22 protein-coding genes and 2 riboswitches are annotated in these 21,343 nt (G+C 45.2%); of the genes, 1 reads left to right on the forward strand and 21 read right to left on the reverse strand.

Going from position 1 to position 21,343, the window contains the following annotated elements:
• Nucleotides 1–13: 13 nt before the first annotated feature.
• Together B6K08_RS10795 and B6K08_RS10800 are read right to left on the reverse strand one after the other, a co-directional pair.
• Nucleotides 14–3,259 (reverse strand): autotransporter outer membrane beta-barrel domain-containing protein, encoded by a 3,246-nt coding sequence (locus B6K08_RS10795; protein ID WP_039207845.1) that lies wholly within the window; start codon nucleotides 3,257–3,259, stop codon nucleotides 14–16.
• A 266-nt stretch (nucleotides 3,260–3,525) separates the two neighbouring features.
• Nucleotides 3,526–4,515: a hypothetical protein gene (locus B6K08_RS10800; RefSeq protein WP_080326109.1), complete on the reverse strand. Its 990-nt coding sequence runs from the start codon at nucleotides 4,513–4,515 to the stop codon at nucleotides 3,526–3,528.
• A 320-nt stretch (nucleotides 4,516–4,835) separates the two neighbouring features.
• Here B6K08_RS10800 and B6K08_RS10805 point away from each other — a divergent pair, with 320 nt between their 5' ends.
• A complete protein-coding gene (locus B6K08_RS10805) occupies nucleotides 4,836–5,201 on the forward strand; it encodes a helix-turn-helix domain-containing protein (protein ID WP_052212478.1) in 366 nt (121 codons plus the stop codon).
• Nucleotides 5,202–5,284: 83 nt separating this feature from the next.
• On the opposite strand, the gene B6K08_RS10810 is transcribed toward B6K08_RS10805, so the two are convergent.
• From B6K08_RS10810 to brnQ, 19 genes are all read right to left on the reverse strand, one after another.
• The gene (locus B6K08_RS10810) at nucleotides 5,285–5,980 is read right to left on the reverse strand and encodes a hypothetical protein (RefSeq protein WP_052212474.1); all 696 of its coding nucleotides are present in this window, start codon (nucleotides 5,978–5,980) and stop codon (nucleotides 5,285–5,287) included.
• Between the two features lie 529 nt (nucleotides 5,981–6,509).
• Complete coding sequence (locus tag B6K08_RS10815) at nucleotides 6,510–7,742, reverse strand: L-lactate MFS transporter (protein ID WP_327078479.1); 1,233 nt, start codon at nucleotides 7,740–7,742, stop codon at nucleotides 6,510–6,512.
• Nucleotides 7,743–7,786: 44 nt separating this feature from the next.
• Nucleotides 7,787–7,869, reverse strand: a riboswitch (ZMP/ZTP riboswitch).
• Between the two features lie 105 nt (nucleotides 7,870–7,974).
• A complete protein-coding gene (locus B6K08_RS10820) occupies nucleotides 7,975–8,124 on the reverse strand; it encodes a FeoB-associated Cys-rich membrane protein (RefSeq protein WP_072033503.1) in 150 nt (49 codons plus the stop codon).
• A gap of 14 nt (nucleotides 8,125–8,138) precedes the next feature.
• On the reverse strand, nucleotides 8,139–10,061 hold the full coding sequence (gene feoB, locus B6K08_RS10825) for a ferrous iron transport protein B (RefSeq protein WP_039210877.1): 1,923 nt from the start codon (nucleotides 10,059–10,061) through the stop codon (nucleotides 8,139–8,141).
• Between the two features lie 2 nt (nucleotides 10,062–10,063).
• On the reverse strand, nucleotides 10,064–10,288 hold the full coding sequence (locus B6K08_RS10830; protein ID WP_027396454.1) for a FeoA family protein: 225 nt from the start codon (nucleotides 10,286–10,288) through the stop codon (nucleotides 10,064–10,066).
• Nucleotides 10,289–10,510: 222 nt separating this feature from the next.
• A complete protein-coding gene (gene trmD / locus B6K08_RS10835; protein ID WP_080326112.1) occupies nucleotides 10,511–11,257 on the reverse strand; it encodes a tRNA (guanosine(37)-N1)-methyltransferase TrmD in 747 nt (248 codons plus the stop codon).
• Entirely contained in the window at nucleotides 11,257–11,775 is a 519-nt protein-coding gene (rimM, locus tag B6K08_RS10840) for a ribosome maturation factor RimM (protein WP_039210872.1), read from the reverse strand. The genes trmD and rimM overlap by 1 nt, the downstream gene beginning before the upstream one ends.
• Complete coding sequence (locus tag B6K08_RS10845; RefSeq protein WP_027396451.1) at nucleotides 11,747–12,154, reverse strand: YlqD family protein; 408 nt, start codon at nucleotides 12,152–12,154, stop codon at nucleotides 11,747–11,749. Before B6K08_RS10845 ends, rimM begins: the two co-directional genes overlap by 29 nt.
• A gap of 83 nt (nucleotides 12,155–12,237) precedes the next feature.
• Nucleotides 12,238–12,468 carry a KH domain-containing protein gene (locus tag B6K08_RS10850; RefSeq protein ID WP_027396450.1) on the reverse strand — a complete coding sequence of 77 codons (231 nt, stop codon included), beginning with the start codon at nucleotides 12,466–12,468 and terminating at the stop codon, nucleotides 12,238–12,240.
• 14 nt (nucleotides 12,469–12,482) lie between these two features.
• A complete protein-coding gene (rpsP, locus tag B6K08_RS10855) occupies nucleotides 12,483–12,758 on the reverse strand; it encodes a 30S ribosomal protein S16 (protein ID WP_027405572.1) in 276 nt (91 codons plus the stop codon).
• A 69-nt stretch (nucleotides 12,759–12,827) separates the two neighbouring features.
• Nucleotides 12,828–14,183, reverse strand: coding sequence for a signal recognition particle protein (ffh, locus tag B6K08_RS10860; RefSeq protein WP_027396448.1), 1,356 nt, complete (start codon nucleotides 14,181–14,183; stop codon nucleotides 12,828–12,830).
• Nucleotides 14,180–14,548 carry a YlxM family DNA-binding protein gene (gene ylxM / locus B6K08_RS10865; RefSeq protein ID WP_039210866.1) on the reverse strand — a complete coding sequence of 123 codons (369 nt, stop codon included), beginning with the start codon at nucleotides 14,546–14,548 and terminating at the stop codon, nucleotides 14,180–14,182. The genes ffh and ylxM overlap by 4 nt, the downstream gene beginning before the upstream one ends.
• A 236-nt stretch (nucleotides 14,549–14,784) precedes the next feature.
• Nucleotides 14,785–14,976: a 50S ribosomal protein L28 gene (gene rpmB, locus B6K08_RS10870; RefSeq protein ID WP_027396446.1), complete on the reverse strand. Its 192-nt coding sequence runs from the start codon at nucleotides 14,974–14,976 to the stop codon at nucleotides 14,785–14,787.
• 261 nt (nucleotides 14,977–15,237) lie between these two features.
• Nucleotides 15,238–16,113: an Hsp33 family molecular chaperone HslO gene (gene hslO, locus B6K08_RS10875; protein WP_039210863.1), complete on the reverse strand. Its 876-nt coding sequence runs from the start codon at nucleotides 16,111–16,113 to the stop codon at nucleotides 15,238–15,240.
• 15 nt (nucleotides 16,114–16,128) lie between these two features.
• On the reverse strand, nucleotides 16,129–16,599 hold the full coding sequence (gene ribH / locus B6K08_RS10880; RefSeq protein ID WP_037329704.1) for a 6,7-dimethyl-8-ribityllumazine synthase: 471 nt from the start codon (nucleotides 16,597–16,599) through the stop codon (nucleotides 16,129–16,131).
• A 43-nt stretch (nucleotides 16,600–16,642) separates the two neighbouring features.
• Nucleotides 16,643–17,848 (reverse strand): bifunctional 3,4-dihydroxy-2-butanone-4-phosphate synthase/GTP cyclohydrolase II, encoded by a 1,206-nt coding sequence (locus B6K08_RS10885; protein ID WP_039210861.1) that lies wholly within the window; start codon nucleotides 17,846–17,848, stop codon nucleotides 16,643–16,645.
• An 11-nt stretch (nucleotides 17,849–17,859) separates the two neighbouring features.
• The gene (locus B6K08_RS10890) at nucleotides 17,860–18,498 is read right to left on the reverse strand and encodes a riboflavin synthase (protein WP_080326113.1); all 639 of its coding nucleotides are present in this window, start codon (nucleotides 18,496–18,498) and stop codon (nucleotides 17,860–17,862) included.
• A gap of 13 nt (nucleotides 18,499–18,511) precedes the next feature.
• The gene (gene ribD, locus B6K08_RS10895) at nucleotides 18,512–19,651 is read right to left on the reverse strand and encodes a bifunctional diaminohydroxyphosphoribosylaminopyrimidine deaminase/5-amino-6-(5-phosphoribosylamino)uracil reductase RibD (protein WP_234985350.1); all 1,140 of its coding nucleotides are present in this window, start codon (nucleotides 19,649–19,651) and stop codon (nucleotides 18,512–18,514) included.
• Between the two features lie 163 nt (nucleotides 19,652–19,814).
• Nucleotides 19,815–19,930: riboswitch (FMN riboswitch) on the reverse strand.
• 33 nt (nucleotides 19,931–19,963) lie between these two features.
• The gene (gene brnQ, locus B6K08_RS10900; protein ID WP_039206240.1) at nucleotides 19,964–21,337 is read right to left on the reverse strand and encodes a branched-chain amino acid transport system II carrier protein; all 1,374 of its coding nucleotides are present in this window, start codon (nucleotides 21,335–21,337) and stop codon (nucleotides 19,964–19,966) included.
• Nucleotides 21,338–21,343: the final 6 nt, after the last annotated feature.

Raw genomic sequence — 21,343 nt, forward strand, 5'->3', positions numbered from 1 at the left:
TTTCTATATTTTCTTAAAAATGGAATACTGCAGAAAGTCCCCCGGTGAGGCCCTGTTTCTTACCGGCAAAACCGCTGAGGTTCAGATCAAGAGTTACATTGCTCTTTTCATCCGGCTTAAACTTGGCGCCGATTTCTCCACGGACACTGGTGCCGCTTATATCTGCACCACGGATGGCCACACCATCAGCAAAGCCTGAAGCCCTGCCGCAGAATTCATGCTCTACAGCCAATCCACCATAATAATTAATATTATCATTCTGCTTCACAGTGTATCTGGTTCCTACACGAAGTACGCTGGATTCCACTGCTCCCAAATCGTAATGGCCACCGGCATCAAAGGACACACTGCCCCTATGGTTATAGAAATACTTGGCGTAAAGGTCAAGAATATCTGTCTTATTCAGCTTGATTTCACGGCCTACACCAATATGGGCTCCCCAATAGGTGGCATCGGTGGTATAGCTGTATGGATTACCATTTGCATCACGAAGCACATTGTTGGCATCATCATGGATAGAACCGGCCCGTAGACTCCCCTCTACATAAAAGCCGTTATTCTTCTGCCATTTGCCAAGGATACCGCCACCAGTATAGCGGGTGGAGCCGTCGCCCCGTTCATCACCGTTAAAGGTGGAATAGTTTCCAGTACCGTATTCAAAGAAGGCACCATATTCCGTGGTGGACAGCTTCTTTTCATTCTTATGGCCAAGAGCCAAAATAGCATTCCAAGTATGGGTCTTAACATGGGAACCGGTTTCCACATTCATGGAGCCGCCACCCATATTGGCGTAGGTGGCCATGCCGTCAGTACCGGTATTTCCTGCCATAGCCAGCCCTTCCGTGGCAGCACCAACGAAATCATTACCAGCTGACAGGGCTGCCATACCAACTTCAGCCCCCATAACGGTGTTATGGGTCTGCTCCTGAACGGTCATCTTCTCCGCTCTGGTATCCGTGGTGAAAATAAGATTGCTTCCCTCAAGTGAAGCCTTGCCTTCCCCCTGCAAGGTGGAGCCCACCTTGTACTTGGTACCAGTAATGGTTCCCACGGTGTCGCCAAAGTTAGATACCAAAGTCATGGTCTTGTTGGCTTCCAGCTCCTTGATATTCGTAAAGTTAATGTTGGAAGTATCCACAGCTGCACCATTGAAGGTGATGTTTGACGGACGGGTCATAAGTGCGCCAGTATCCTTCCATGCCACGTTGCCGAAGGTCAGCTTTGTGGCATTATTGGCTGTAGCAGTATATGTAATAGCATTGGATTCCGTCTTATAGCTGCCGTTGATTCTTCCATTGACAGTTACCCCATCCACAGGGCTAAAGCCGTAGGAAACATTTTTGGTAGTTTCGGCTACATCTGCAAGGGTATTATTGGCGGTAAGCAGGGTGGTGGTGCCAGGGGTAATGCTTTCAGGATTGGTAAAGGACAGACTGGAGGCATCAATAACAGCGTTGGTATAATCGTAGCCCGTTCCACTGGCAGTGCGGGCGGTGCCCCAGGTCATATTCCCAAGGGAAATGCTGTTGACATTGAAATTGCTCCGGGCATAGATAAGGCTTTTGCCATCATCGGAAGCCTTTACACCCTTGGACTCGGCACCGGTCAGGGTAACGCCATTCACCGTGTCGGAGCTGGCAGCTTGCTCTGCGTATTTCATTGCCCCGGTAATCTGGTTATCTTTAAAGAAGCTACCCGTATCAGTTGTAAAAATATTGGTTGATGTTCCTGCATCAATAGTCGGTGCAGTAAAGCCCGCCGCCGTGATGGAGTTGGCGGTAAGGCCCGATGTCCAGCCAGCAGGAACAGAGGAAGCCGTGCCATTCCAGCCAGCGAGATTTACCCCAGTGAGGGCGGTGCCGATAGCGGTATAGCCAATCTGCCCCGCCGTGGTGCGGATTACTTTGCCGGAAAGGGTGGCCGACAAGGTTGCCCCATTAACCGCTTTAGTGAAATTCTGTGTATGGGCAATATTCGTCCCCGCCACCAGATTCGTGGCATTGGTAAGCAGTGTGGTAGTGCCCGTTGCCGACTCAGGATTATTGAATTTAAAATTGGTGGTATTTATATTGGCATTGGTAACACCAGTAAAGTCAAAGTCTCCTGCTGTCAAGGCCCGCGGGGTGCCAAAGGTCATAGTGCCCAAAGTAACGCCTGTTACCATGTTGGCAACTGTATAGTTGATGGCCTTATTGGTAGCGTCATAGTTGACGGTATGGGTATTGTTATAGCCGATGGTTACACCGTTTGCCTCACTGCTCTTGGCCGTGCTTTGCACCGTCACGCCGCCAGTCGTGATGGCAGTGCCCGACAGCGAGAAATTCGCCAAACTTCCATTCGATTTTATCAGCGTCATGGTACCGCTTTCCGTACGGTTTTTCAGCGCCGAAGCCTCGGAGATATCAATGGCAATTGAGGATTCAAGGCTGCCCTTGTAATATCTAGCAGCCGTAAGCACCGCATTTGTACTATCCCACGCCAAATCCGAAGCCAGCTTTATGGTCTTGAGCCTTTCAACATAACCTCCCACCGTGTTTATCCCTGATACGATAAGCGTATTGCCCGTGACGTCAAGCTCTTTGAAACCACCATATACGTTCCCGTCCACCGTGGCGTTTTTCAGGATTACGGTGTTGTTGTTCGTAGTGTTATCACCATCTCCTCCCCAAACGCCACCCACATGGCCGCCAATAACCTCCACTGTATTATTTGTAGCAGTAGCACCGTCGCCACCAATGACGGCGCCGCTAACCGTGCCCGTGACCACCACATGGTTGTTCGTGGACACGCCGCCGGTATTCTGGCCGCCGTAAACGCGGCCCGTCACCGTGCCTTCCACGGTCACTTCGTTGTTGGAGATGCCACCGATGATGGCATCGCTGCCTGTACTACCGGCGTTGACCTCGCCGCCTGATTTAACGGTGACAGTGTTGCCGCTGGACGTTACATATACATCATTGCCTTTGATGGTTTTAACCTTGCCGCCGCTTTCCACGGTGAATGTTATACCCTCTCCCTTGTCTGCGCCGCTATTACCGTCAAGTGAATAGTTCTTCTCGGATTCGTTTGTGTTGACTGTTTTGTCCGCACTTACAGTTTCATGTTCATCCGCCCATGCCACCCCGCCGGTCGCCATCCACAGCGATACAGCAAGTGCCAGAGCCATCTGCCCCTTTAAACCTTTCCAGCCCCTGCCCTTAGTATCTTTATTGAGGCTGATGTCCCCCCCCAGTGGACTACTATACTTCCTTGTTTCCATTTTTACATCCTCCATGCTTATCTGTTGTGCCATAAAACACGTTTTCCCTTTTGCCTTAATATTTAGCATGAAAATTTAAAAAAAACAATACCAAATCAAAAAGTGTACGGTTTTTTCAAAAAGTGTGCGTTTTTTAGACCTTTTGACCTTTTTCATAACAATTTTATTATAATACAAAGGAAATCTATGTTTTTAAATAGATACATTAAAAACAAAAAAAAGAGCTGCCGAAGCAGCCTATCAATAAATATAAAAATATGGTAATGTCATTTTTTCCTTATTTGCTCAGCCAATTCCTGAATACGCTCAAGGGGTAAGCGTGAATACTTTAGGATTTCTTCCATTGGTTTATTATCCATAAGCATATCAGTGGCCATCTGTTCTCTCCCCTCAGCGAGTCCAAGAGCCAGACCTTGTTCTATACCTTGTTCTATACCTTTTTCTATTCCGAGAGCCATTCCCTTTTCAATTCCACGTTGTTCAACGCCTTCGCTCAAATTACACATTTCCTGTACACCCCTTTCCAGTCTCGGTGTCATTTTTATGGAAAACTCCTCTGCCAATTTGTTTTTCTTTTCCTGCCGATTAAGGTTATTATCTACAAGGACAAGGTTTAATAGTCTCAAAAGACCTTCCAGCTCGGTATATTGCTTTTGTCCAAGGCAAATCATTACCACTGACAACAAATCATAATGAGAAGCTTTTGCTTTCGCCTTACCAATAATATTTTCTTCTATTATACCATACCTGGCAATATTATATTCCCATTCTTTACTTGAATTAGTACAAACCCAAATGGAATAGACCTTCTTGATTTTTTCATAATGGGATTTAGTGAATACTGTACCGTACTGGCCGGAAATCATGCGGCTGCAATAATATATTCCCCGCTTCAAAAGAGGATAACCAGGATTAAACTTATTTTGAGCTTCAATATTAATTATCAGCTCAATAGGTTCCTCTGTACCTGGTGCCAATGCAGTGAACCTCACATCAAAGAATACTGCACCTTCCCCCTCAGTTATATCCTCGGTATGCCGACTTTCTATGCGATAAATATCACCATCAGGCAGGACAGGAGTCTTTTCCACTTCGGGATTGCCTTGAATATACTTATTTACTATATCCTCAACAGGAACATTTTCATATTCCCTTACGCAGGTTTTTAAGATATGACCTATAATTCCCTTTTCTGATAAAACCTCCTTGCAGGCCTTATCATATAGCATTTTTCGTCGTTTATCAGCATTAACCATGCCCATTCTCCTTAATTAACCTTCTGTAATAATTGTATTATTTAAAATTAATTATATTAATATATTATCATATATTTACTAATTTTTCTATAAAATTTGAGTATATTTTATTATTTTATTTTATATTTCATTTTAATACAATAACAAATAACAGAATAAAAAGAGCTGTCGAAGCAGCCCATCAATAAATATAAAAATATGGTAATGCCGTTTTTAAAACCTGTTTTACAACAGTCTGAATTTTTCTTTCATATAGAGGAAAAATTTGAACAATGGCGTTATAATAATATCAACAAATGAGCACAGAGGATGTGGCGATTATGAGTACAGATTTTGCACATAGATTAAAGGAATTACGGCTGGCCAAGGACTTGACCCAGAAGGAATTTTCCGAGTTATCCCAAATAAGTCAAAGCACTATTTCCATGTATGAAAGCGGGCAACGGGAGCCTACTCTTGAGATTTTGGATATTTTTGCCAAGTTTTTCAAGGTGGATATGGATTATATGTCCGGAAAATCCCAAAAGCAAAAGCCAATGGCCATTGATATCATCTCCCCGGCCCCTGAGGATCCTAACCCTGATAATAAATCTGACAAAAAGCTCCTTGATGCCTATCACAAGGCCCCAGAGCATATCCAAAGAATCGTTTCCGTATGTCTGGAACCATATATTGAAGAAAAATAAAGCAAAACAAACAAAAGCACTGGCAATATACCAGTGCTTTTCTACTTTCTAGTTAGCTATAAGTGCAGCTATATAATGTAACATTATATCAAAGCATTCTTCTTTCCAATCTCAATAACCTGCTCAACAGTGAGTTTTGTTACACGGGCTATCATTTCAACAGATAGATTTTCTTTGAACATACCAATTACAGTTTCAGATTTTTCCAATTCAATTCCTTTTTCTATTCCACGCTGTTCAACGCCTTCACTCAAATTACACATTTCCTTTACACCCCTTTCAAGACTAGGTGTCATTTTTATAGCGAACTCATTAATCAACCTATTTTTCTTTTCCTGTTGACTAAGGTTATTATCAACTAATACAAGGCTTAACAACCTCAAAAGCCCTTCCAGCTCAGTATATTGTCTTTTCCCAAGGCAAATCATCACCACCGACAGCAGATCATAATGAGCTAGCTTTGCTTTTGCATTACCAATAATATTTTCTTCCATTATACCATACCGAGCAATATTATATTCCCATTCTTTGCTGGAATTAGTACAAACCCATATTGAATAAACCTTTTTGATTTTCTCATAATGCGATTTAGTAAATACAGTAGTCTTTTCCACCTCAGGATTACCTTGAATATATTTATTCACTATATCCTCAACAGAAACATTTTGATATTCCTTTACGCAGGTCTTTAAAATATGTCCTATAATCCCCTTCTCCGATAAAACCTCTTTGCAAGCTTTATCGTATAACCTTTTCCTCCGCTCATCAACAGCCCCCATACCCATTCTCCTTAAACAAGTATTTAGTCCTGCAACCTTAATTGTATTAATATAATATCATATATTACAAAATAATTCCACGCAATATAAGCATATTGCATTATTATATTTAAAATGCATATATCCTGATAAGTAGCATAAAATAGGGAGACCAAATCAGAGTCAAAACAAAAAGGGCTACCGAAGCAGCCCATAGTCCATTAGTAATAATGCTTTGCAAATATTTAGCATAGTGTTATAAAAAGTTGGATATAAAATACTTCCACATTCTGTACCATGATTCCTTTTTTTAAACGATTTTTCCAGTATTATATTGCGGGTGGCATGGGATAAGGACATGAAGCATGCTGAGCTAAAATGACACATCACCCAAAAATTTATTTGAGACGATATGAAGTGGCAGACGGCTGCGAAGCCCGTCCATACTAATGAACGCCAATAAATAAATTGATGTGACACTGCGAAGCAAATGAATGCCCTATCCCATGACAGGACCCGTATTTCTAAAATAATATGTACATAAGGAAAATCAGTGTGATTCCACAAGTGCATGGACTCTCTTGCGGCGGCCGTAGGTCTTCAGCACAAGTGCAATAAGGAAGTTAATCACAAAGCAGCCCGCAAAGAAATACAGCGTATAATCATAGCCGCTGGTGTTTTCCCTAAACACCGCGATAATAGATGGGCCTGCAATACCTGCCAGCCCCCAGGCGGTGAGAATTCTGCCGTGGATGGCACTAAGCTCTCTGGTGCCAAATAAATCGGAAAGATAGGCTGGCATACAGGAGAAGCCACCACCATAACAACTAATAATAAGCAAAATAAGAAGCTGGAATATCATGGCATCCACAGTATTGGCCAAATGATAAAAGGCGGCGATTTCAATCAGGAAAAACATAATGTATGTCATGCCTCTGCCAATGTAATCAGAAACGGTGGACCATATAATTCTTCCCGCACCGTTTAAGAGACCGATGATACCTACCATGGAAGCAGCTGCTGCCGCATCCATGCCCACTACCTCCTGGGCCATTGGGGAAGCCACGGAAAGAAGGCCAATACCGCAGGTAATATTTACGAAGAAAATCCACCAAAGAGCGGAGAACTGCCATGTCTTTACCGCCTCGTTAGCTGTAGCCCCCTGATGGGTGTGCTCTGCCGCCTCAGCAACACTGCTCGTTACTGGTGGCTTTAAATAAAGGGCGGACATACTCATAATCACAATATATACCGCACCCAATATCAGGAAATTGTTTCTTAAACCAAACTCTCCTGTAAGATACTGCATAACAGGACCCGCCACCAATGCTGCAAAGCCAAAGCCCATAATAGCAAGACCTGTGGCAAAGCCCCGATGGTTAGGGAAATACTTTACCAATGTAGATACCGGTGTAATATAGCCAATCCCCAGGCCTATACCACCGATAATACCATAAAACAGATACAGCATGGCAAGACTGCCTGCTTCAATGGCAAAGGCTGTACCCAGCATCCCAGTGCCAAAAAACAGAGTGGCCAAAAGGCCGCTTTTCTTGGGACCCAGCTTTTCCACAAAGCTGCCCAAAAATCCCGCAGACAAGCCAAGAAAGAGAATGGCCAGAGAAAAGGTCCAGGTGGTTTCCTTTAGGGTTATTCCCATCTCGGCCATAATAGGCTTGGTCAAAACACTCCAAGCATACACACTGCCAATGGAAATGTGAATCCCAATAGCAGCCAAGGCAATAAGCCAACGATTTCGCATACACAACAGTCCTTTCTGCATTACAACAAAGGACTTGCCGAACAAAAGAAAAGACCGTCCGGACAAATCCTTGCCCAGACGGTCGGCTTATTGACATTTCCCGGTACATGTGGTGAACTCCACTGATCCGTCAGCACCGAAAAACCTATTCATTTCAACGCAATCATTTTATATTTTTTTCCAATATATGTCAATAAAAAAACTGGAGAACTAATTGCACATCAGTACAATTCTTCTCCAGTTTTTTGCTTTATTATTTTCTGCTAATACAGTTGCTGCCACAACCGCAGCCACAATCTGAGCCGCAGCAATCATGCTTTCCGGAACGGAAATTATTCCAGACATGACGGACGGCAAAACCAAGTAATACCAAAAGTATTAAACCAATTACGTAAGTTGCCATATTAGGAGCCTCCTTTATTCAAAGCCCAACAACTTTCCTCCCTGGTATACTATCAGAGATACTACCCAAGCCAAAGCAAACATATAACCAGCGGCGAAGAACATCATCTTCCAGCTGTTGGTTTCCTTCTTAATGGTACCCAATGCAGTTACACATGGAGTATAGATCTGGGAGAATACCATAAAGGCTAAAGCAGACAGACTGGTGAAGGCCGCTGCCATACCAGTAGCACTAAGGGCCTCAGCAGTCTCCACAGCATCCTCAGCCTCAGCAGAAATATCTGGGAGGCCATAAAGAACACCAATGGTAGAAACAACGGATTCCTTGGCAAGGATACCGGAAATAACGGCTGCGCCAGCTTCCCAGTTGCCAAAGCCATGGAAGGTAAAGAGGGCACCAACAACTGCACCGATGGAAGCCAGGAAGGACTCACTCTGCTCCTCTACCATACCATCCATATTAAATGCACCCAAGAACCAAATGAGTACGCAACCAACAAAGATAATAGTACCAGCTTTTACCAGATAACCTTTACCCTTATCCCAGGTTTCCAGAAGAACGGTCTTCATATCCGGCATTCTGTATGGAGGTAACTCCAACAGGAAGGTAGCTGTTTCATCCTTATATTTGGCCGCAGTTAACAGCTTAGTAGAAACAATTGCCATAACTACGCCCACGATATACATAGCAAATACCACATTAGCGGCATTATCCGGGAAGAACATAGCAGCGAAGAGAGCCATGATAGGCAGCTTTGCTCCACAAGTCAGGAAAGGCGCTGCCAAAATGGACAGAATGCGGTCCTTTTCATTATCCAATGCACGGGCGCCCATGATGGAAGGAACACCACAGCCAAAGCCCATCATCAATGGCATTACGCTCTTACCACTGAGGCCAGCCCGACGCATAATAGGGTCCATGATAAATGCTACACGAGCCATGTAACCAGTACCATCCAGGAAGCTCAAGCAGAAGAACAGCATGAAAATAAGAGGAACGAAAATAATAACGGAACCAACACCGCCAATAATACCATCAAGAATAAGTGCCTGCATCCAATCGGCAACCTGGGCCCCTTCCAGAGCACCAGCTACCCATTCGGTAAAGTCGCCGGTAATAACCTCCTCCAAAGCATCAGCAATCGGCTGACCAATCCACTCGAAGGTAATCTGGAAAACAGCATAGAGAATAGCCAAGAATAATGGCAATGCCAAAACGCCATTGGCCAGAACGGAATCCATCTTCTCTGTAAGGGTGGAACCCACACTGGAGAACTCAGCCACTTCAGACAGGATCTCATCGATAAATGCATAACGCTGCTTGATGATTGCCTCCTGAAGGTCCATACCAGTAAGACCGCTGTTCTCGATTTCCTGAATCTTGGCAATATGGGCCTGAAGCTCTTCACTAGGACCATAGCTTTCCATGGAAACGGAGGTAAATACGTTAAGGAGATTCTTTATGCTCTTACCATCCCGCGCCACAGTAAGCAACACCGGATAACCCAGCTTCTTTTCCAGCTTCTTGACATCAATCTTAATGCCACGACGCTTTGCCTCGTCCTGCATATTCAAGTCAAGCATAAGTGGAATGCCCTTTTCCAACAGCTGAACTGTAAGGAACAGATTTCTTTCGATGTTGGATGAATCAATAACGTCCACTACCAAATCCAGCTGAGCTTCCTGCAAATAATCAATTACGATTTTTTCCTCAGGACTTCTTGCATTTACGCTGTATGTACCAGGCAAATCAATTACCTGAATGTGCTTGCCCTCGAAGGTTACATGGCCTTCCTTCTTGTCTACTGTAACACCAGGCCAGTTACCAATCTTCTGTCTAGCCCCAGTTATTTCATTAAAAATAGTAGATTTACCAGTATTTGGATTACCAGTAAGTGCTACCCTTATGATGTTATTATCCATTGCCATTGTTGCCATTATCATCCCACCTGTGTAACTTCAATCTTGTCTGCATCTTCACGGCGCATCGCCAAGTTATAAGAACGAATACCAATTGCCATTGGATCTCCCAACGGTGCGGAGCGAAGCACCTTCACAGTAGTACCTGGAATAAGTCCCATGGTCATAAGGCGTTCCTTCAGCAGTGAATCACCAATATTCTCCACTCTGACGGACATGCCTGTTTTACATTCCTTAAGAGTCATTTAAAAACCTCCCCATAACTCTATTCATCGTTTTAGGGCTTTATGACATCCTCGTCATAAAATATTAAAACGATAATTACTATCATTAGCATAGACAATGATACCCTTTCTCATTTTGTTTGTCAAGTGAAAAAAGCTATCATTTTCAAGGAATTTGATGTTTTTGACACATTTTTTCATACAAAAACAAAAATAGCAGTTGCCGCCATAAAACGGTAACTGCTATTTCTGTATATTTTGCTCTCTTAACTTATTGAGATACTTAATGTCCTCATCGGTAAGCTCCGCTGTTTCCAGCAAATCAGGACGGTTACGCAGGGTGATCTCCAAGGACTTCTCACGACGCCACTTGGCAATTTTGGCATGATCCCCGGACAATAATACATCTGGTACTGCCATACCTTCAAATTCCCTTGGACGGGTATACTGTGGATGCTCCAGCAGTCCATTATAAAAAGAATCCGTTGGTGCCGATTCCTCGGACCCCAGCACTCCTGGCAGCATACGGGACACCGCATCTGTAATAATCATTGCCGGCAGCTCACCGCCGGTAAGGACAAAATCCCCTATGGAAATGATTTCATCAGCCAGATTCTCACTTATACGGGCATCAAAGCCCTCATAATGACCACAAATAAAAATAAGCTGGTCATACTGGGCCAGCTCTCTGGCCTTGGCCTGATTGAACACAGAGCCCTCAGGACTCATTAAAAGTACCCGACGGTTGGCATAATTGGTGGTTTCCTTCACATAGCGCACTGCCTTAAACATAGGCTCCGGCTTTATAACCATACCACTGCCGCCGCCAAAGGGAGAATCATCCATCTGCTGGTGCTTGCCTTCAGCAAAATCCCGGGGATTAGTAATCTTTATATCAAGAATACCATTCTCCACTGCCCGTCTTGTAATGCTGTCCCCAAAGGGACCTTCAAACATGGCTGGAAACAGGGAAAGAATATCTATACGCATCAGATTTCCTCCGGCATATCCACAACCATGCGGCCCTCTTTGATGTTGATTTCCTTTACTACGGCCTTAAGGGCAGGAATCATCAGCTGCTTGGCCTCCCCTTTTTTGGAAGCCACATAAACATCGTTGGCACCAGTCTTCAGTACATCGGTAACAAAGCCCTGGGATACCCCATCCATGTCAAAGACCTCCAGACCAATTATGTCGAAGGTGTAATATTCCCCATCTTCAAGAGGCATGGCGTCCTTCTTGTCCACATAGAGCAGGGAGCCGGTAAGCTGTGCCACCTCCTCACGGGAAGGATACTGCTTAAATTTAAGGATAACAAACTGCTTGTGATATTTCACGGAAGCCACATCCAGCAGCTCATCACCTACATAAACCTGTTTTAATTCTTCAAACCGCTCTGGAAAATCTGTCAATGGAATAACACGGAGCTCGCCACGAATACCGTGAGGAGCTCCTGCTTTACCAATGACAATTCGATTATCAGCTGCGGATGGCGATGATAACGTCATCTTCAACAACAACCTCCACATTAAACTGGTCACGAACATTGTCGCCTTTTTTCAGTTCAACAAAACGCTCAGTGGTACCCTGAACGATTTCTGCACCCAGAACCAACTTCTCAGTATCAGTGATACGGGCCTCAGTCTGAGCAATGAAATCCTCACGCTTCTGGCGCTCGATACCGAAATGCTGATGAATCATAGCCAGCTGCTCCTGGTCTTCTTCACCGACCTCTGAAACAGCACGATTTTCCTGGATGTTAATCTGCTGAATTTCAAGCTGGGCCTGATTGATGCCTGTACGGAATTCCTCCAGCATCTTTTCTCTCAGCTTTTCAGTCAGCTTAGCCTTAATGGTCATTGGGAACTTTACTAATACACTGTCCATTGTGAAAAAATCCTCCAATTATAGAAATTGCGGCAAGCATCCCCCTAAATTGGACACACATTGCCGCATATTAAGCCGATGCCTCAGCTTATAATTTCTACATTAACTTTTTTATCCTCGCGAGTAGCAGCAGCCTTGACAACGGTACGCAATGCTTTTGCAATGCGACCCTGCTTGCCAATTACTTTACCCATGTCCTCTGTAGCAACATGAAGCTCATAGATGACTACATTATCTTCTTCCTTCTCGTTGATAACAACTGCGGAAGGATTGTCTACCAGGGACTTCGCGATAATCTCAACTATCTCTTTCATGCTATGCCTCTTTCTTAGTTCTTAGCATGCTTAGCTGCATCAAACTTAGCCATGATGCCCTGCTTGGAGAATAAGGAACGAACGGTATCAGTAGGCTGTGCCCCCTTTGCCATCCATTCAAGAGCCTTTTCTTCGTCGATATTTACAACTGCTGGCTCCTTAGTGGAGTCATAGTTACCAACGATTTCGATGAAACGGCCATCACGTGGAGCACGGGAATCAGCTACAACAATACGATAGAATGGGGACTTCTTAGCACCCATACGGTTCAGACGAATCTTTACTGCCATTTTGAAATTCACCTCCTTAGGATTGGTATATCTAAATTCTATTATATAGAAGATATACTTTTATATATATCAATGCATGAATGGAAGCTTGAAGCCTCCGAAGCCTTTACGGCCTCCCTGCATCTTTTTAACCTTCTTCATCATCTTGCGCATCTCCTCAAACTGCTTTAGGAGACGATTTACATCCTGTACGCGGGTACCGCTACCTGCTGCAATACGCTTTCTGCGGCTGCCATTGATGATGCTTGTATTTGCTCTTTCCTTTGGTGTCATGGAGCGGATAATTGCTTCCACCTGACGCATTTCCTTACCATTAAGGTCAATTTCTCTGTCGCCAAGCTTTTTCTTTATATCCCCCATGCCAGGAATAAGGCTCATTATGTTTTCCAGGGAACCCAATTTCTTGATCTGCTGCATCTGGGCAAGGAAATCATCCAGAGTAAAGTCATCCTTGCGGAACTTCTTCTCCATCTCCTTGGCCTGCGCCTCATCAAAGGTGGCCTGGGCCTTCTCAATCAAGGAAAGGACATCGCCCATTCCCAAAATTCGGGAAGCCATGCGATCTGGGTAGAATGGCTCCAAAGCCTCCAGCTTCTCGCCCATACCCACAAATTTTACAGGACAGCCAGTAACCGCCTTTACGGAAAGTGCCGCACCACCGCGGGAATCACCATCCAGCTTTGTAAGTACCAGACCATCAAGGCCTAAGTCCTTATTAAAGCTCTCAGCTACGTTTACAGCATCCTGACCGGTCATGGCATCAACCACCAGAAGAATCTCGTGTGGTTTCACCTGACCCTTTATATCCTTTAACTCCTGCATCAACTCTTCATTGATGTGAAGTCGACCAGCAGTATCGATGATGACCACATCATTGGCATGAGTGAATGCGTAGTTTAAAGATGACTTTGCTATAGTAACAGCATCAGTACCCGGCTCCATGGAGAATACGGGAATATCCAGCTGCTTACCAATGACCTGCAGCTGAGTAACAGCCGCTGGTCTATATATATCTGCCGCAACCAGCACCGGGCGCTTACCCTGCTTTTTAAGGGAAAGACCCAACTTGCCAGCTGAGGTAGTCTTACCAGCACCCTGCAGACCCACCATCATAATAATAGTCGGTGGATTTGGGGACATATTGATACGGCTCTGGGAGCCGCCCATCAGCTCTGTGAGCTCCTCATTAACAATCTTGATAACGAGCTGAGCCGGTGTAAGTGCCTCCATGACGTCCTGACCGATGGCACGCTCTTTTACGCGTTTTACAAAGTCCTTAACGACCTTGAAGTTTACATCGGCCTCAAGAAGTGCCATTCGCACTTCCCGCATGGCTTCATTTACGTCATCCTCTGTGAGCTTGCCATGTCCGCGAAGCTTTTTAAATGTTTCCTGCAGACGATCTGCCAAACCTTCAAAAATCAATCTAATTCCTCCTGAACCTTGCTGGTATATGGAGCAAGCTTCATAAGTATATGATTTGCTTCCTTCTCATCAATCTTTTTATTGGAAGAAAGCCGGGAAATATCATCGTAAATCTCAGTAAGCTCATGGCGCTGTTCTCTAAGGCGCTGTGCCAAACCGAGCTTTTCTTCGTAGGCTGCCATGGTCTGTTCCGAGCGGTGTAATATATCATATACAGCCTGTCTGGAAACTGCCAAATCCTCCCCTATCTCTGACATGGAGAAATCCTCAAAAAGGTGCATACTTAAACACTTCTGTTGTTTATCCGTCAGCAGTGGCCCGTAAATATCAAAGAGCTCTGCCAGATATAAACGCTGTTCAAGCATTGAAAACACCCACTTTCAAGGCACAGTTTATCCCGACCATAGTTATTATAGCCATCCCCCTATAGGTTGTCAAGTATTTTTCCTTGTCAAATATTTATATATTTCAAAATACCAGTCGGAGATACCCATGCGGAACGCTCGCGCTCGCTAGCTGTTTATTAAGATAGTATAAGAAAAGCCGATAACTTCCGTTATCGGCTTTTCTTATGATATATCAATCGATATTCTGCACAAAATTAGAGGGCTCTTTCAACCTTACCGGTACGCAGGCAGCGAGTGCAAACATTTACACGCTTGATTTCGCCTTCTACAACGGCACGTACGCGCTGGATATTTGGCTTCCAGGAGCGCTTGGTCTTCAGATGGGAATGGCTGACATTATTGCCGGACAGCTCACCCTTACCGCATACTTCACATAAACTTGCCATATAGCACACCTCCTTAACGTTTCATCGGCGCATAGTCGCATATATGTAAATTATCTGTACATAGTCCTATACACACAAACAAAAAGATTATAGCACAATAAGGCTGTCAAATGCAACCCCTTGGCAGCAATTATTTTTGCTGTCCATAACGCCAAGTTCATCTTGCATTCAACTGTATAATCTGTTGCTTGACTATACTATCATTTTTCTAAAATAAATGCAAGGGCTCAAGCATAAAGCCCCTACACTTAACAAAAATACTTACCTTACGCCATCTGCCAGCTTCATAAGATGCTCCAGCTCGTCCTTTTCAAATTGGTACTTCTCCCCACAAAACTGACAGCATACCTCAGCATGGCCATCCTGTACAAGCTGCTCCATATCCTTATGGCTAAGGCTAAGAAGTACATCCTCTATTCTTTCACGGCTACACTTGCACTTAAACGCCAGCTCCGTAGTAGTCAGATAATCCACATCAAAATCTGCCATAAGCTCCGCAATGATTCCCTTGGCATCAACGCCATCAGCAATCATGGAGGAAACTGGGCGCACCTTCTTCAACGCGTCCTCCACACGGGTAATAATCTCCTCGTCAGCATCCGGCATCATCTGAAGTATAAAGCCACCGGAGGCCATAGCCCTGCGGTCAGTACCCACCAATACACCAAGGCCCACACTGGAGGCTGTCTGCTCAGATACAAAAAGATAGTTGGTCAGATCCTCGGCAATTTCACCGGACACTATTTCCGAGCTACCCCGCATTGGATCGCCAAGACCGGTGAAGCGGGTTACCTGCACCATGCCCTGACCTACTGCGCCACCCACATCCAGCTTGCCATTTTCTTTTAATGGGAGATCCACATGGGGATTCCCCACATACCCACGGACATAACCCTCAGGAGTAGCATCAGCGGTAATGTAGCCCAGTGGGCCATTTCCCTGAAAGCTGACTGTCAGAGCCTCCTTATTTTTAAGATTAGCCGCCATCAAAAGGGCACCCGTCATGGTACGTCCAAGAGCTGCTGCTGCAGTTGGAGAGCAGTCATGACGACGGATAGCCTCATTTACCAGATCAGTGGTAACTGCTGCGTATATTCTTACGCCCTTGGTAATTGCTTTTACTAAAGTATCAGACATTTCATCAATCCTATCTTAGAGCTGCTTTAAAAGATTTGCCATCTCAATAGCGGTCATGGCACCATCAGCCCCCTTGTTACCAGCCTTGGTACCAGCACGCTCAATAGCCTGCTCGATATTCTCGGTGGTAACAACACTGAAGGTTACAGGAACGCCGGTGGACATGCTGGCCTGGGCAATGCCCTTGGCAGCCTCGTTGCAAACATAATCATAATGGGTGGTAGAACCACGGATTACAGTACCCAAAGCGATAATGGCATCGTACTTGCCGGACTCAGCCATCTTCTTGGAAACCAATGGCAGCTCATAAGCTCCCGGAACCCAAGCTACAGTAATATCATCCTCATCAGCACCATGACGATGGAGTGTATCCAAAGCGCCCCCAAGAAGCTTAGAGGTCAAAAACTCATTAAAACGGGCAACAACAATACCAAACTTCATGCCCTGGGCATTAAGCATACCTTCCAAAACCTTAACTTCTTTCATTTTATATACCTCCATAAAAGAATATATTATCTCAATATAATAATCAGATTTTCTCAGCTAAAATGTGACCCATCTTGGTCTTCTTTACCTTCATATAGTTCTGGTTGTACTCGTTGGTAGGTACCTCCAGAGCCACTCTGTCCACAATCTTAAGGCCATAGCCCTCGAGACCGGCACGCTTTGCAGGGTTGTTTGTCATAAGGCGAATGGTGGTGAGGCCCATATCTGCCAAAATCTGGGCACCAATACCATAATCGCGCTCATCTGGAGCAAAGCCCAGAAGTACATTGGCCTCTACAGTATCCTTGCCATGGTCCTGCAGCTCATAGGCACGCATCTTGTTGCCAAGACCAATGCCACGGCCCTCCTGACGCATGTAAAGAACCATACCTTCCCCTTCTGCCTCAATACGCTTCAAGGCTGTAGCCAGCTGTTCACCGCAGTCGCAGCGCAGGGAACCAAGGGCGTCACCAGTGAGACACTCGGAGTGAACACGAACCAAAACATTCTCCTTGCCCTTAACATCGCCCTTTACAATAGCCAAATGGCACTTGCCGTCCAGCTTGCTCTCATAAGCATGAATACGGAAGTGACCATACTTGCTAGGAAGATCTGCCTCGGCAATTTTCTCCACGAAGCACTCAGTACGCTTTCTATACTCAATCAGAGCCTTTACTGTAATGAGCTTCAAGCCATGCTCCCTGGAAAACTCAATAAGGCGTGGAGTACGCATCATGTGGCCGTCATCATCCATAATCTCACAGCAAAGGCCCGCTGGGGCAAGGCCAGCCAGCTTAGCCAAATCAGTAGTAGTCTCAGTATGGCCAGCACGACGAAGGACACCGCCCGGAACACTGCGCAAAGGGAATACATGGCCCGGACGACGGAAATTCTCCGGCTTGGCCGTTGGGTCAATAAGCCGTTTAACGGTTTCACAACGCTCAAAGGCGGAGATACCTGTAGTGGTGGTATCAGCATCCACAGATACGGTAAATGCTGTTTCATGGTTATCTGTATTGTTGGACACCATTGGGAAAATCTCCAACCGATCCAAATATTCTGCCTCCATAGGGGTACAAATAAGCCCCTTAGCATAAGTAGCCATGAAGTTGACGTGCTCAGGGGTCAGTGTCTCGGCGGCAACAATAAGGTCACCTTCATTTTCCCTGTCCTCGTCGTCAACTACGACTACCATATTTCCTTTACGTATTTCTTCGATTGCTTCTTCAACTGTTGCAAAATCTGACATAATCTCGCTCCTTAAAAACCATTATTTTTCAGAAAATCCATGGTGATGCGGCTTACATTTTCCTTAGGTGTCTCCTGAGGCTGCATCAGCTTCTCCACATATTTTCCGATAACATCATTTTCAATATTAATTGTTGAGCCAGCCTTTTTGCTGGATAAATTGGTCACCTGCCGGGTATGTGGTATCAGTGAAACTGTAAAATCACTGTCAGTAACCTCCGCCACTGTAAGACTGATACCATCAAGTGCCACAGAGCCTTTCTCCACAATATGTCTCAAAATATCCTTCTCTGCGGAAATCCTCATCAACACTGCATTCTGTTCCTCCTTCAGAGAAACAATATGCCCTACTCCATCAATGTGACCGCTGACGATATGGCCACCCAAACGGCTCTGCAGGGTAAGGGCCCTTTCCAGATTAACCGGACTTCCCTTTTTTAGCTCTGCCAATGATGTGCGACGAATAGTTTCCGGCATTACATCGGCATCAAAGCTGCCCCTGTCAAATCTGGTAACCGTCAAGCATACGCCATTTACGGCAATGCTGTCTCCCAGCTGCACATCCTGAAGGACCTTGGAAGCCTTTATAGTAAGGCTTCCGCCACCAATACTATGTACAGAGCCAACCTCTTCAATTATTCCTGTAAACATCTAATCACCTGACTTACTTCGCCACATTGGCAGTAATAAGAATATCACCGTCAATAAGCTCAGTTTCTGCATTTTCAAGCTCCACGGCCTGGTTAAGCTCCCCAAAGCCGTCCCCCTCCACTGGTGTAAGGGCATCTCTGCCCCCAATGAGCTTTGGTGCTATAAAGGCATAAACCTTGTCCACAAGCCCCGCCTTCAGCATGGAGAAGTTAAGCTGGCCGCCGCCTTCCACCAAAATTGAACAGATATTCATTTCAGCCAATTTCTTTAACAGCTGAGGCAAATCCACTTTGTCCTCACCAGCAGAAATCACCTGAACTCCTGCATCTCTAAGGTCTTGGACCGCCCCTGCGCTGGCTGCACCAGACACTGCCACTATGGTCTGTGCCTTACCGTCAGTTACCAGATTGGAATTCATTGGTAGTCTTGCTTTACTGTCCACCACTATACGCACAGGATTTTTTCCCATATTATTAGGTAGCCTTGTAGTAAGACTCGGATTATCCTTAATAGCGGTGTTTATACCTACCATAATGCCATCATAGACATCCCGCAGCTCGTGGGTCCGTAATCTGGAGGCCTCGTTGGTTATCCACTGGGACTGTCCCGTGGCTGTGGCAATCTTTCCGTCCAGTGACATGGCAGTCTTTAGCGCCACAAATGGCATTTCTTTGGTAATCCACTTCAGAAATACCTCGTTGAGTTTTTTTGCTTCCTCCTCCAGCACCCCGGTCACAACCTCAATACCAGCATCTTGAAGAATTTTTACGCCACGGCCCGCCACCTTTGGATTTGGATCCAGCATGGCCACCACCACCTTGGCTACCCCTGCTTCCACCAGCGCATTGGCACATGGGCCTGTACGACCATAGTGGGAACACGGCTCCAAGGTAACATATACTGTTGCCCCTTTGGCCAGCTCGCCAGCCATATTCAGGGCATGAATTTCAGCATGGGGAGTTCCAGCCTTACGATGCCAGCCTTCGGCAATGATCCTGCCATCCTTGACGATAACAGCACCCACCAAAGGATTTGGCGACGTTCTGCCAGTGGCATTTTTCGCCACCCGCAGGGCCTCACTCATATAAAACTCATCCTGCAATTCTATCACCTCTTTCCTATAGAAGCAAGATGAAAGCATACCGGCTTTCATCAGCCCTTACACGAAATCTAAAGTTCATCTTCATCTTTCAGATTCGATTCACTAAGATTTCCTAGCAAAATGAGATACACAGAACAGCCTGTATCAAATAGAAAAGGCTGTTGAAGAAAGAAACTCTTCAACAGCCCCAAATGCACACAAAAACAATGTACATACAAGTCTTTTCTCATCCAGACTATACTGTCGGCCACGGAATCTCACCGTGTCATGCCAAAACGGCTCGCGGGCTATACCGCCGGTAGGGAATCACACCCTGCCCCAAAGACTGTATCTGTATTTCCACTGATTATTGTAACACATCACTTATCCCACTGCAACCTTATGGTTACTGCATTCGCCCTTCACCTTGTACATCACAAGGCCAATTGCAAAGCCCACCATGGCAGGTACCAGCCAGCCGAAGCCCTGGGCAAAGAAAGGAAGATACTCAGTTGCAAAGCCAACCATTGAGGATACGAAGGCAGAACCAGCCAATTCCTTAGGCAGTGCATTCATAAGGTCAAATACAGCCGCAATAAGGGTAAAGAAGGTAACCATGCCATATACCCACTTGGAATGGTTGAAATGACCTCCCACCAAGCCCAACAGAGTTAAGGTAATGGTCAACGGATACAGGAACATTAACACTGGAATTGCATAAACTATAATAGCTGTAAGACCAACATTGGAAATTAACAGGGAAACTGCCCCAAAGATGCAGGCCCACGTGCGATAGCCTGGGCCACCTGGGAACATTTCACAGAAGGTCTCAGAGCAGCTGGTTACAAGACCTATAGCTGTCTTAAGGCAGGCAAATGTAGCAATACCAGCCAATACAAATACGCCAGCGGCACCAAAGTAGAAGCCAGAAATATCAGACAGAGCTACACCGCCATTTTCAGCCATTGGGAATACTCCCATACTCATGGTACCCATGAGGATAATCATCAAATAGATAACAGACATGATGATACCGCTAAGCACACCAGCCTTAATAGTGGAAGAAGCAATAGCCTCATTGGTTCGCAGGCCAAGATTCTTCATACTGTTTACTACAATAATACCGAAAGCCAAACCAGCCATGGCATCCATGGTGTTATAACCTTCCAAAATGCCCTTGGCAAAGGCACCAGACTCATAATCTGCAGATGGTGCAATATTGGCAATGCTGTTCACCATTGGGTTAGCAAAGGCAACCAGCAGAAGGCTTCCAAGGAATACAAGGAAAATAGGTGTCAAAATCTTTCCCACCCAGGTAACAATTCCACTTGGTCTGAGAGAAAAGAACATAACAATGGCAAAGAACACCAAAGAAAAACCAAAAAGTGCCATTTCAGGACTTACGCCGGTAATCATTGGCGCAATACCCATGGAAAATGGAACTGTGGCACAACGAGGAATTGCAAAGCAAGGACCAATTGTTAAATAAAGCATACAAGTAAAGAACATGGCATACTTTTTGTTTACTCTGGATGCCAAATCCTGCAAGCCATTACCCCCGGACATACCGATGGCTGCCACAGCTAAAATAGGAATACCCACACCAGTCAAAATGAAGCCGGCAATAGCTGGCCACACGTTGCTGCCTGCCGCCTGTCCCAGATGAACAGGGAAGATAATGTTACCAGCACCAAAGAACATACCAAACAGCATACTGGCAACAAACAGATAATTTTTCCAACTCAATTTTTCATTCACAACAAA

Origin of the sequence: Anaerovibrio lipolyticus DSM 3074 (genome assembly GCF_900141865.1) — a bacterium.
GTDB classification, from domain to species: Bacteria; Bacillota; Negativicutes; order Selenomonadales; family Selenomonadaceae; genus Anaerovibrio; species Anaerovibrio lipolyticus.

Excerpts from the sequence above, each read along its gene's own strand:
- B6K08_RS10795 (WP_039207845.1), bottom strand. The coding sequence starts at position 3,259 with ATGGAAACAAGGAAGTATAGTAGTCCACTGGGGGGGGACATCAGCCTC.
- B6K08_RS10800 (WP_080326109.1), bottom strand. The coding sequence starts at position 4,515 with ATGGTTAATGCTGATAAACGACGAAAAATGCTATATGATAAGGCCTGC.
- B6K08_RS10805 (WP_052212478.1), top strand. The coding sequence starts at position 4,836 with ATGAGTACAGATTTTGCACATAGATTAAAGGAATTACGGCTGGCCAAG.
- B6K08_RS10810 (WP_052212474.1), bottom strand. The coding sequence starts at position 5,980 with ATGGGGGCTGTTGATGAGCGGAGGAAAAGGTTATACGATAAAGCTTGC.
- B6K08_RS10815 (WP_327078479.1), bottom strand. The coding sequence starts at position 7,742 with ATGCAGAAAGGACTGTTGTGTATGCGAAATCGTTGGCTTATTGCCTTG.
- B6K08_RS10820 (WP_072033503.1), bottom strand. The coding sequence starts at position 8,124 with ATGGCAACTTACGTAATTGGTTTAATACTTTTGGTATTACTTGGTTTT.
- feoB (WP_039210877.1), bottom strand. The coding sequence starts at position 10,061 with ATGGCAACAATGGCAATGGATAATAACATCATAAGGGTAGCACTTACT.
- B6K08_RS10830 (WP_027396454.1), bottom strand. The coding sequence starts at position 10,288 with ATGACTCTTAAGGAATGTAAAACAGGCATGTCCGTCAGAGTGGAGAAT.
- trmD (WP_080326112.1), bottom strand. The coding sequence starts at position 11,257 with ATGCGTATAGATATTCTTTCCCTGTTTCCAGCCATGTTTGAAGGTCCC.
- rimM (WP_039210872.1), bottom strand. The coding sequence starts at position 11,775 with ATGACGTTATCATCGCCATCCGCAGCTGATAATCGAATTGTCATTGGT.
- B6K08_RS10845 (WP_027396451.1), bottom strand. The coding sequence starts at position 12,154 with ATGGACAGTGTATTAGTAAAGTTCCCAATGACCATTAAGGCTAAGCTG.
- B6K08_RS10850 (WP_027396450.1), bottom strand. The coding sequence starts at position 12,468 with ATGAAAGAGATAGTTGAGATTATCGCGAAGTCCCTGGTAGACAATCCT.
- rpsP (WP_027405572.1), bottom strand. The coding sequence starts at position 12,758 with ATGGCAGTAAAGATTCGTCTGAACCGTATGGGTGCTAAGAAGTCCCCA.
- ylxM (WP_039210866.1), bottom strand. The coding sequence starts at position 14,548 with ATGCTTGAACAGCGTTTATATCTGGCAGAGCTCTTTGATATTTACGGG.
- rpmB (WP_027396446.1), bottom strand. The coding sequence starts at position 14,976 with ATGGCAAGTTTATGTGAAGTATGCGGTAAGGGTGAGCTGTCCGGCAAT.
- hslO (WP_039210863.1), bottom strand. The coding sequence starts at position 16,113 with ATGTCTGATACTTTAGTAAAAGCAATTACCAAGGGCGTAAGAATATAC.
- ribH (WP_037329704.1), bottom strand. The coding sequence starts at position 16,599 with ATGAAAGAAGTTAAGGTTTTGGAAGGTATGCTTAATGCCCAGGGCATG.
- B6K08_RS10885 (WP_039210861.1), bottom strand. The coding sequence starts at position 17,848 with ATGTCAGATTTTGCAACAGTTGAAGAAGCAATCGAAGAAATACGTAAA.
- B6K08_RS10890 (WP_080326113.1), bottom strand. The coding sequence starts at position 18,498 with ATGTTTACAGGAATAATTGAAGAGGTTGGCTCTGTACATAGTATTGGT.
- ribD (WP_234985350.1), bottom strand. The coding sequence starts at position 19,651 with ATGAAAGCCGGTATGCTTTCATCTTGCTTCTATAGGAAAGAGGTGATA.